The organism is Actinomadura sp. NPDC048394, from assembly GCF_040651755.1.
Classification (GTDB): domain Bacteria; phylum Actinomycetota; class Actinomycetes; order Streptosporangiales; family Streptosporangiaceae; genus Spirillospora; species Spirillospora montaniterrae.
Genome location: NZ_JBEZJL010000100.1, coordinates 26,360 through 36,370 on the forward strand (window position 1 = coordinate 26,360; position 10,011 = coordinate 36,370).

10 protein-coding genes are annotated in these 10,011 nt (G+C 72.9%); 4 read left to right on the forward strand and 6 right to left on the reverse strand.

From position 1 onward, the window contains the following. Nucleotides 1-168: 168 nt before the first annotated feature. The 3 genes from AB0C78_RS44920 to AB0C78_RS44930 form a co-directional block, all read right to left on the reverse strand. Entirely contained in the window at nucleotides 169-531 is a 363-nt protein-coding gene (locus tag AB0C78_RS44920) for a VOC family protein (protein ID WP_360760808.1), read from the reverse strand. 124 nt (nucleotides 532-655) lie between these two features. Then, the gene (locus AB0C78_RS44925) at nucleotides 656-1,333 is read right to left on the reverse strand and encodes a helix-turn-helix domain-containing protein (RefSeq protein ID WP_360760810.1); all 678 of its coding nucleotides are present in this window, start codon (nucleotides 1,331-1,333) and stop codon (nucleotides 656-658) included. Further along, nucleotides 1,330-2,622 (reverse strand): acyl-CoA dehydrogenase family protein, encoded by a 1,293-nt coding sequence (locus tag AB0C78_RS44930; RefSeq protein WP_360760811.1) that lies wholly within the window; start codon nucleotides 2,620-2,622, stop codon nucleotides 1,330-1,332. Before AB0C78_RS44930 ends, AB0C78_RS44925 begins: the two co-directional genes overlap by 4 nt. A gap of 117 nt (nucleotides 2,623-2,739) precedes the next feature. On the opposite strand from AB0C78_RS44930, the gene AB0C78_RS44935 reads away from it, so the two are divergent. The 3 genes from AB0C78_RS44935 (at nucleotide 2,740) to AB0C78_RS44945 (ending at nucleotide 6,021) form a co-directional block, all read left to right on the forward strand. Beyond that, nucleotides 2,740-3,804: a phosphotransferase family protein gene (locus AB0C78_RS44935; protein ID WP_360760813.1), complete on the forward strand. Its 1,065-nt coding sequence runs from the start codon at nucleotides 2,740-2,742 to the stop codon at nucleotides 3,802-3,804. 130 nt (nucleotides 3,805-3,934) lie between these two features. Next, on the forward strand, nucleotides 3,935-5,479 hold the full coding sequence (locus tag AB0C78_RS44940) for a ubiquinol-cytochrome c reductase cytochrome b subunit (protein WP_360760814.1): 1,545 nt from the start codon (nucleotides 3,935-3,937) through the stop codon (nucleotides 5,477-5,479). A gap of 29 nt (nucleotides 5,480-5,508) precedes the next feature. Beyond that, entirely contained in the window at nucleotides 5,509-6,021 is a 513-nt protein-coding gene (locus tag AB0C78_RS44945) for a GNAT family N-acetyltransferase (RefSeq protein WP_360760816.1), read from the forward strand. 206 nt (nucleotides 6,022-6,227) lie between these two features. On the opposite strand, the gene mctP is transcribed toward AB0C78_RS44945, so the two are convergent. Both mctP and AB0C78_RS44955 read right to left on the reverse strand, forming a co-directional pair. Further along, on the reverse strand, nucleotides 6,228-7,862 hold the full coding sequence (mctP, locus tag AB0C78_RS44950; RefSeq protein ID WP_360760818.1) for a monocarboxylate uptake permease MctP: 1,635 nt from the start codon (nucleotides 7,860-7,862) through the stop codon (nucleotides 6,228-6,230). Then, the gene (locus tag AB0C78_RS44955) at nucleotides 7,859-8,104 is read right to left on the reverse strand and encodes a DUF3311 domain-containing protein (protein WP_360760820.1); all 246 of its coding nucleotides are present in this window, start codon (nucleotides 8,102-8,104) and stop codon (nucleotides 7,859-7,861) included. The genes mctP and AB0C78_RS44955 overlap by 4 nt, the downstream gene beginning before the upstream one ends. A gap of 169 nt (nucleotides 8,105-8,273) precedes the next feature. Here AB0C78_RS44955 and AB0C78_RS44960 point away from each other — a divergent pair, with 169 nt between their 5' ends. Continuing rightward, a complete protein-coding gene (locus AB0C78_RS44960; protein ID WP_360760821.1) occupies nucleotides 8,274-9,248 on the forward strand; it encodes a TIGR03621 family F420-dependent LLM class oxidoreductase in 975 nt (324 codons plus the stop codon). A 6-nt stretch (nucleotides 9,249-9,254) separates the two neighbouring features. Here the strand turns inward: AB0C78_RS44960 and AB0C78_RS44965 are convergent. Beyond that, the coding region (locus tag AB0C78_RS44965) for an ATP-binding cassette domain-containing protein (RefSeq protein WP_360760823.1) at nucleotides 9,255-10,011 on the reverse strand (757 nt) is incomplete at its 5' end.

The window sequence follows — 10,011 nt, forward strand, 5'->3', positions numbered from 1 at the left end:
CGTCGGCCGGGGGCTGGGTCCAGGAACGGGGGTGCCGGCCGGGGAAGGGGAGCGCGAGCTGCGAATCATCGCTTTACAGGGCGGGTTCCGGAAGTCGCACCGAAGTCCCGCGGCCGGCCCCCGCACCGTAGCACCGGGGTACGGGGACGGTCGCGGCCATTTCCGGCGTCAGGGGCGGTACGTGCCGAAGTACCACTCGTTGCCGTCCAGGTCGCGGGCGGCGTAGTCGCGCGAGCCGTAGTCGGTGTCGGCGAGCTCGCGGAAGATCTCGGCGCCGGCGGCCTTGGCGCGGTCGTGGTGCGCGTCGGGGTCGTCGATCGCCACGTACACGGCCGCCTTGACCTGCACGCCGGCGCCGAACATGAAGAGCCCGGTGTCGTACCCCATCTCGGCGTGGACGATCTTTCCGGAGTCGTCCCGGTACACGTTGTGCGGGACGAACCCGAACGCCTTCTCCAGCCACTCCATCGACTTGTCCGGGTCGGCGGTGGCGATCAGCGGGTAGAAGGTCCGCCGGATCTCGCTGGTCATGTCGTCCTCCTCGGTCGCCTGGTGACATGCCCAGTCTCCGCCGCGCCTCCCCCGCCGGTCTTGGACGAATGGGAGGTCGGCGGAGGTCAGCGGCGGGCGGGGAGGTCGGCGGCGGGCGGGGAGGTCAGCGGCGGGCGGCGTCGCGCTCGTCGGCGAGGCGGCGCGTCTCCTCGGAGACGGGCGCGCCGAGGATCGCGGCGACGACGTCGACCAGGTAGCTGGTGAACAGCCGGTCGTCGGTGCGCGGCCCCGAGCGCGCGCGCCGGGCCAGCTCCGTCGCGGCGTAGAGGATCGCGGTGAACCGGCGGTGCAGCCGCGCCGCGTCCTCCTCCAGGACGGGTTCCACGAGGTCCCGCCACCGGCACAGGCTGTCGGTCTTCGGCGGCTGCGCCGCTCCCCCGGCCGCGCCCGGCTCCGGCGGATCGTCGGGGACGGCGAGCGGGAGCAGCGGGCGCGGCCGGTTCACCACGTCCGCCCAGATCTGCAGGAACGCGCGGCCCGACGCGTCGCCGAGGCGGGCCGCCATGGGCCGGACGAGCGCGGCGGCGAGCGCGCGGCCGCCCGTGCCGCCGTCGGCCTCGTAGGCGTCGAGCAGGGCGTGCCGGCGCGCCTCGATCTCCGGGGCGTGCCGGGCGAAGATCGCGCGTACGATCCCCGCCCGGTCGCCGAAGTGGTACTGCACGGCCGTGGCGTTGCGGGCGCCCGCGGCCTGCACGATCTCGCGCAGGCTGACGGCGTCGATCCCGCGCTCGGCGTAGAGCCGCTCGGCCGCGTCCAGCAGCCGCTCCCGCGTCTCGTTCATTCGTTACCTATAGCGTGTTCCAGGGCGTCGGCGAAGCGGGCGCGGGCCGCCTCGCGGCGGGTCGGCAGGTGGCCGGACGGCCACAGGCCCTCGACGGGCTCGACGTCGCGCAGCAGTTGCCGCGCCACGGTGATCTTGTGGACCTCGGTGGGGCCGTCGGCGATGGCCATCGCCTGCGCGCCCATCATCATGGCGGCGAACGGCATCTCGTTCGACACGCCGAGGGCACCGTGCAGGTGCATCGCGCGCTGCGCCACGTCGTGGTACACCTTCGGCATCGTGGCCTTGACCGCGGCGATGTCCTTGCGGACCTTCTTGTAGTCCTTGTGCTTGTCGATCAGCCAGGCGGTGCGCAGGACCAGCAGCCGGAACTGCTCGATCTCGATCCAGCTGTCGGCGATCTTCTCCTGGGTCATCTGCATCTTCGCCAGCGGCCCGAACCGGGTCTGCCGGGACACGGCGCGCTCGCACATCATGTCGAACGCCTTGCGGACCTGCGCGATCGTGCGCATGGCGTGGTGGATGCGGCCGCCGCCGAGGCGGGTCTGCGCGATGACGAACGCGCCGCCCTCGTCGCCGAGCAGGTTCTCGGCCGGGACGCGGACGTTCTCGTAGCGCAGGTAGCCGTGCGAGCCCTCGCGCTCGCCGCCGACGCCGACGTTGCGGACGGTGGTCAGCCCGGGCGTGTCGGCGGGGACGATGAACATCGACATGCCCTCGTAGGCGGACACGTCGGGGTTCGACACCGCCATGACGATCAGGAACTCGGCGTGCCGCGCGTTGGAGGAGAACCACTTCTCGCCGTTGATGACCCAGCCGTCGCCGTCGCGGACGGCGCGCGTGGTGAACAGGGTCGGGTCGGCGCCGCCGTGCGGCTCGGTCATCGAGTAGGACGAGGAGATCTCGCCGTCCAGCAGCGGCCGCAGGTACCGCTCCTTCTGCTCGGGCGTGCCGAAATGGGCGATGATCTCGGCGTTGCCGGAGTCGGGCGCCTGGCAGCCGAACACCGACGGCGCCCACCGGGACCGTCCGAGGATCTCGTTCAGCAGCGCGAGCTTCACCTGCCCGTAGCCCTGGCCGCCGAGCTCGGGGCCGAGGTGGCACGCCCACAGGCCCTTCTCGCGGACCTGGTCCTGCAAAGGCCGCACCATCGTCTTGTAGCGGGGGTCGGACTTGTCGTAGGGGTCGCCCAGCACCAGGTCGAGGGGTTCGACCTCGTCGCGGACGAACGCGTCCGCCCAGTCGAGAAGTTCCTGGTAGGCGGGGTCGGTCTCGAAGTCCCAGGCCATGGCGAGCCTCCTGCGGTCGGTGCGCTCCGTCCCGTGAATAATCGAGCCACCTCAATGAATAATGCAAGTGCATGACTGTTACTCTCCGGTAGACCGCCGTACCCGAAGGGAACCGCCGTGCAGCCTGAGCAGATCGACCCCGCGCTCGTGGACTTCGCCGTCCTGGCCGCGTGGATGGACGGGCAGGGCCTGCCGGACGGCCCGTTCGAGAAGGTCGAGCCGCTCACCGGCGGGACGCAGAACACGCTGGTCCGCTTCCACCGCGGCGGCCGGGACTACGTGCTGCGGCGCGGACCCGCGCACCTGCGCGCCCGGACCAACGACGTGCTGCGCCGCGAGGCGCGCGTGCTCGCCGCGCTGGACGGCACCGACGTGCCCGCGCCCCGCGTGATCGCCGCCTGCCCGGACGAGTCGGTCATGAACGGCGCCGTGTTCTACCTGATGACGCCGGTCGAGGGCTTCAACGCCTCGGTGGCCCTGCCGGACCCGCACGCCGGCGACGCGTCCGTCCGGCACGCGATGGGCCTGAACGCGGCGCGCGCGCTGTCCGCGCTCGGCGCGGTCGACCACGAGGCGGTCGGGCTGGCGGACTTCGGCAAGCCCGAGGGCTTCCTGGAGCGGCAGGTGAGCCGCTGGCTCTCCGAACTCGACTCCTACGGCGCGCTCGACGGCTACCCCGGACCGGACATCCCGGGCCTGGACGACGTGGCGCGCTGGCTGGAGGAGGGCCGTCCCGCGACGTGGCGGCCGGGCATCCTGCACGGCGACTACCACCTGGCCAACCTGATGTACTCCTTCGACGGCCCCGAGGTCGCGGCGATCGTCGACTGGGAGATGTGCACGATCGGCGACCCGCTGCTCGACCTCGGCTGGCTGCTGGCGACCTGGCCGCAGCACGGCGACGAGAGCGCGCAGCTGGCCGGGCCGCTGGGCGCGGCCGGGGGCCTGCCGTCGACGGACGAGCTGGTCGCCGCCTACGCCGAGCGCGCGGGCGCGGTCGCCGGCCGCGACCTGGCGTCCATCACGTGGTACGCGGTGCTCGCCTGCTTCAAGCTCGGCATCGTCCTGGAGGGCACGCACGCACGGGCGTTCGCGGGGAAGGCGCCGAAGGAGACCGGCGACATGCTGCACGCCATCACGCTCGGGCTGTTCCGCCGGGCGCAGGCGTTCATCGCCTCCTGACCGCCCGGGGTCCCGGGCACGTCACCCACTGGAGCCACCTCCCGTAGTACTACCTCTTGTAGAACTACAGTGCGTCGTACTACGTTCGGTCGTACAGGTCACCGGCGACCGACCCCCACGGGAGTGGCGCATGTCCCTGACCGAACGGCGCGCTTCGACGGCCGAACAAGCCCTGAACGCCCTCGACGACCGGCTCGGCACCACCGGGTTCGCCCGCCGCGCCGCCCGCAAGGCGTTCCCCGAGCACTGGTCCTTCCTCATCGGCGAGATCGCCCTCTACTCCTTCCTCGTCCTGCTCGCCTCCGGCGTCTTCCTGACGTTCTTCTTCAAGCCGAGCATGGGCGAGGTCGTCTACCACGGCTCCTACGTCCCGCTCCGCGGCGTCGAGATGAGCGAGGCGTACGCCTCGACGCTGCACATCAGCATGGACGTGCGCGGCGGCCTGCTCGTGCGGCAGGTGCACCACTGGTCCGCGCTGATCTTCATCGCCGCGATCCTGGCGCACATGCTCCGGGTGTTCTTCACCGGCGCGTTCCGCAAGCCCCGCGAGCTGAACTGGCTGCTCGGCATCGTGCTGTTCACGCTGGCGATGGCCAACGGGTTCACCGGCTACTCGCTGCCCGACGACCTGCTGTCCGGCACCGGGCTGCGGCTGGTGCTCGGCGCCGCGCAGGCGATCCCGCTCGTCGGCAGCTACCTCGCGTTCTTCCTGCTCGGCGGCCAGTTCCCCGGCACCGACCTCATCCCGAGGCTCTACGTCGTGCACGTGCTGCTGGTGCCGGGCCTGATGGCGGCGCTCGTGCCGCTGCACGCGATCGTGCTGCCGTGGGTGCAGAAGCACACCGACTTCCGGCGCGGCCGCAGCACCGAGCGGACCGTCGAGGGCAAGCCGTTCTACCCGGTCTTCATGGCCAAGACCACGGCGTTCGTCCTGTTCACCGCCGGGGTGACCGTGCTGCTGGCGGCCTTCCTGCAGATCAACCCGGTCTGGCAGTACGGCCCCTACTCCCCCACCGCGATCAGCGCGGGGTCGCAGCCCGACTGGTACCTGGCGTTCGGCGACGGCGCGCTGCGGCTGATGCCGGGCTGGGACGTCACCGTCGCCGGGCACACGCTGTCGTTCGGCATCCTCGTCCCGCTCCTGGTCATCACCGTGTTCTTCACGCTGCTCGCGCTCTACCCCTTCATCGAGCGGCGCGCGACGGGCGACACGGCGATCCATCATGTGCTCGACCGTCCGCGCGACGCCGCCACGCGGACGGGCCTGGGCGCCGCGGGCATCGTGTTCTACGGCGTGCTGTGGGCGGCGGCGGGCAACGACGTCATCGCCGACCGGTTCGAGGTGTCCCTGTTCGCGACCACCTGGTTCTTCCGCGTCACGCTCCTGGCCGGGCCGGTGCTGGCGTTCGCGGTGACACGGCGGCTGTGCCTCGGCCTCCAGCGCCGCGACCGGCTGCTCCTGGAGCACGGCGTCGAGACGGGGATCATCGTCCGCGCCCCGTCCGGCGGGTTCAGCGAGCGGACCCGCCCGCTCGTCCCGGAGGCGGCGGAGCGGCTCCGGACGAGGACGGCGGTACCGGCGCCGCGGGGCGGGCCGCTCGCGCGGCTGTTCGCCGGCGGCGAGCTGGAGCGTTCCGAGAAGACCGGAGAGGAGCGCCGCCCGGTGCCGCGCTGATGCGATGATCACGGGTGGGAGGTGCCGCGATGGAGATCCGCAGCGGCGGGCCGGACGACGTACCCGTGATCATGGCGATGCTGGACGGCGCCGTCGCCTGGCTGGCGAGCAACGGGCGGACGGGCCAGTGGGGCGCCGAGCCGTGGTCGCGCGACCCGCGCCGGGTCGAGCGCATCACCGGCATCGCCCGCGACGACGAGATCCTGGTGGCGGAGGTCGGCGGCCGCCCCGCCGGGGTCATGGCCGTCGCGCCGCGCCCGCCGTCCTACGTGGGCGCGGCCGACGAGCCGGAGCTGTACATCACGCTGCTGGTCACCGACCGGGCGTTCGCCGGCCACGGCGTCGGCGCCGCCCTGATCGCCGAGGCGAAGAGGCTGGCGCGGGCGCGCGGCGCCGGGCTGCTGCGCGTCGACTGCTACGGCGGCGGCGACGGGCGGCTCGTCGGGTACTACCGGAGCCAGGGGTTCGCGACGGTCGCCGAGTTCGAGGTGGGCGACTGGCCCGGGCAGGTGCTGGCCCAGCGCGTCGACGCCGCCGGCTGAGCCCGCCCCCGCCCGCCCCGCCCGCCTTGCGGATCGCGGCGGGCGGGGCGCAGTCTGGAAGGGACCGGTGGGATCGGGGCAGTCGGTGACGCCCTTACGCCGCACGGACGGCGACCGAGCCGCTCGCCCCGTCCCACCGGTCTGCGCGACCTCGGGCCGCTGGTCAGCACGGCCTTTGGCCGCTGGTCAGGCGGACTGGCCGCTGGTCAGGCGGACTGGCCGGTGAGCTCGCCCGCCGGGTCCTCCGGCGCGGCCAGCCGGTCGCCCGCGTCGGCGGTGTAGTCGTCGGGGCTCGTCTCGTCCCGGCCGGCCGGGACCTTCAGCGCCCGCACGACCAGCGTGACCACGACCGCGACGACCATGTTGAGCACGAACGCGGTCAGCGCGATGTAGCCGGTGTGGCCGATGAACGGGATGTCGGCGAGGGGCGAGCCGAAGTGGCTCTGCGTCGGCGACGCCTGGTCGTAGGCGGTGTACGTGCCGTACGCCATGCCCGCGGCCCAGCCGGCGAGCAGGCCCCAGCGGTCCAGCCACCGCGTGTACAGGCCGATGCCGATGGCGGGGAACGTCTGCACCACCCAGATGCCGCCGAGCAGCTGCAGGTTGATCGCCAGCGACTTGTCGAAGCCGAGCACGAACACCAGCGCGCCGAGCTTCACCAGCAGCGACACCAGCTGCGACACCCGGGTCTCCTCCTCGGGGGTCGCGTCCGGCCGGATGAAGGAGGTGTAGACGTTGCGGGTGAACAGGTTGGACGCGGCGATCGACATGATCGCGGCGGGCACCAGCGCGCCGACCCCGATCGCGGCGAACGCGACGCCGGTGAACCAGTCCGGGAACACCTGGTCGAACAGCTCCGGCACCGCCAGCTGCGGGTTGCCGGCGTGCTTGACGGCGGCGACGACGCCGGGGTGGGCGAGCGCCATGTAGCCGAGCAGCGCGAGCAGCCCGAGCAGCAGCGAGTACGCGGGCAGCAGCGCCGCGTTCCGCCGGATCACGTCGCGGCGCCCGGCGGCGAGCGCGCCGGTCACGCTGTGCGGGTAGATGAACAGCGCGAGCGACGAGCCGAGCGCCAGCGTCCCGTACGCCCAGTGCGTCATGTCGCTGGTGAACAGCGAGCCGGCGGGCTTGCCGGTCGCCGGGTTCGGCTTGGCGAGGGCGGCGGCGGACTTGTCGAAGATGCCGTCCCAGCCGCCGAGCTTGGTGGGGATGTAGACGATCGCGACGATGATCACGATGTAGATCAGCGCGTCCTTGACGAACGAGATCAGCGCCGGCGCCCGCAGCCCCGAGGTGTAGGTGTAGGCGGCCAGCAGCGCGAACGCGATGAACAGGGGCAGGTCCTTCGCCCAGCCGGACCCGGAGACGCCCATCACCGTCAGGACGGCCTGGATGCCGACGAGCTGCAGCGCGATGTACGGCATCATCGCCAGGATGCCGGTGAGGGCGATCGCGAGCCCCAGCGACCGCGAGCCGTACCGGCCGCGGACGAAGTCGGCGGCGGTCACGTAGCCGTGCCGCTGCGCGACCGACCACAGCCGCGGGCCGATCAGGAACACGATCGGGTAGGCGATCGCACCGTAGGGCACCGACCAGAAGCCCATCGCGCCGCCCGCGAACACCGCGGACGGCACGGCGATGAACGTGTAGGCGCTGTAGAGGTCGCCGCCGAGCAGGAACCAGGTGACGAACGTGCCGAAGCTGCGTCCGCCGAGGCCCCACTCGTCGAGGTGCATGATGGTCTGGCCGCGCCGCCAGCGCGCGGCCGCGAAGCCGACCACCGTCACCACCGCGAAGAAGACGATGAAGATGGTCAGCTCGACGTCGTTGACGTCCTTCACTTCGCCGCACCCCGCTTCCGGGTCAGCAGGTGGGCGCCGCCGATGCACACGGCGGTGAGCACCACCCACAGCAGCTGCCACCAGTAGAAGAACGGGAAGCCCGCCACGTGCGGGCCGTCCTTGGCGTAGGTCGGCACGGCGAGGTAGACGGCGAAGGGGACGACCAGCAGGACGCCCGCCACCGCCTTCCGTGCGAGGGACGATCTGGGCGGGGGTGGAGAGGCGGGGGACGTATCACTCACGGATGACCTCCATGGGCCGGGGGAACGAGCGGCCGGGGCGATTCTCGCCCCCGCAATATTGCGATCTTCGAACCGCCGGCACCAGTCCCGGGGCCATTTGTTGACCAAGTCGAGCCCTGTGTCGTTTTCCCGCCAGCGGAACGGTCCACGTGCACGGCATCCTCGGCTCATGGACGAAGCCCGCAAGGACCGGACGGACACCGGCCCGGCCCGCCGCGCGTTCCGGTTCGGCGTGGTCGGCGAGTCGATCCGCTCCGGTGCGCAGCTGCTCGCGACGGCGCGGCGCGCCGAGGACCTCGGATACTCCGCGCTGGTCCTGCGCGACCACTTCGTGGCCGAGCCGTTCGGCGACCAGCTCGCCCCGATGGTCGCGCTGGCGTCGGCCGCGGCCGCGACGAGCACGCTGCGGGTCGGCACGATGGTGCTCTCCAACGACTACCGGCACCCGGTGATGCTCGCCAAGGAGGCCGCGACGCTCGACCACCTGTCGGGCGGCCGTTTCGAGCTGGGTCTCGGCGCGGGCTGGCTCCGCGAGGAGTACGAGGCGGCCGGGATGCCCTTCGACGCCGCGGGCACGCGGGTCGGCCGGCTGGAGGAGTCGCTGCGGATCCTGCGGAGCCTGCTGTCCGGCGACAGGACGACCTTCGCCGGCGAGCACTACCGGATCGACGGCCTGGAGGTGTTCCCGCGTCCGGAGCGATGCCCGCCCCTCGTGGTCGGCGCGGGCAGCCGGCGGATGCTCGGCATCGCCGGGCGGCTCGCCGACACCGTCGGGATCCTGCCCCGCGCCCTCCCCGACGGGACGATCTCCGAGGAGATCACCGAGCGGCTCCCGGAGACCGTCGAGCGCAAGGTCGGCTGGGTCCGGGAGGCCGCCGCGGGCCGCGACGTCGAGCTGAGCATGGTGGTCACGCCCACGTTCGGCCCCGATCCGCGCGGCGCCGCCGCGAAGGTCGCGGTGATGCGCGGCTGGGGCACCGCGTCCACCGGCCTGGTGCTGGAGATGCCGTCGCAGTTCGTCGGGCCGCCCGAGCACATCGCCGAGCAGATGCTCGCCCGCCGCGACCGCTTCGGCTTCAGCTATTACCAGGTGCCCGACACGGCGATGGACGCGTTCGCGCCCGTCATCGCGCACCTCGCCTGACGCGGGTCAGCGCGCGGGGGCGGCGAAGCCCGCGTTCATGGCGAGGCTGAGCGCGGGCTCGGTGAGCCGCCCCCCGGCCAGCGACCCGACGACGCGCCCGTGCTGGAACACCACGACCCGGTGGCACAGCTCGACCAGCTCGGCGAGGTCCGACGACGCGATCAGCACGACCTTCCCCTCGGCGGCCAGCCCGCGGACGATGCCGTGCAGCTCGGCGCGGGCGCCGACGTCGACCCCGCGCGTCGGGTCGTCCAGCGCCAGGACGGACGGGGCGGCGTCCAGCCACTTGGCGAGGACGACCTTCTGCTGGTTCCCGCCCGACAGGTCGCCCGCGCCGGCGCGCACGTCGCCGCGGACGCGCAGCCGCTCCAGGTGGCCGCACGACCGGTCGACGAGGCGGGAGCGGCGCGGCAGGAACCCGCCGCGCCCCTGCCCGAGCCAGCTCACCGCCGTGACGTTCTCCCACAGCGCCTTGTCGAGCATCAGGCCGCGGCCCTTGCGGTCGCCGGAGACGAAGGCGACGCCCGAGGTGACGGCGTGCCGCGCCGACCGGGGCGCCTGCCCGCCGGGCAGCCGCACGGACCCCGACGACGGCCGGGCGCGGCCGCACACGGCGTCGAGGACGGCGAGGTGGCCGGCGCCCTGGAGCCCGGCCAGCCCGACGATCTCCCCGCCCGCCGCCGTCAGCGAGACGTCCCGCAGCCGGCCGGGGACCGTGACGCCGGTGAGGGAGACCGCCGCCCCGCCGGGGCTGTGCGGGGCG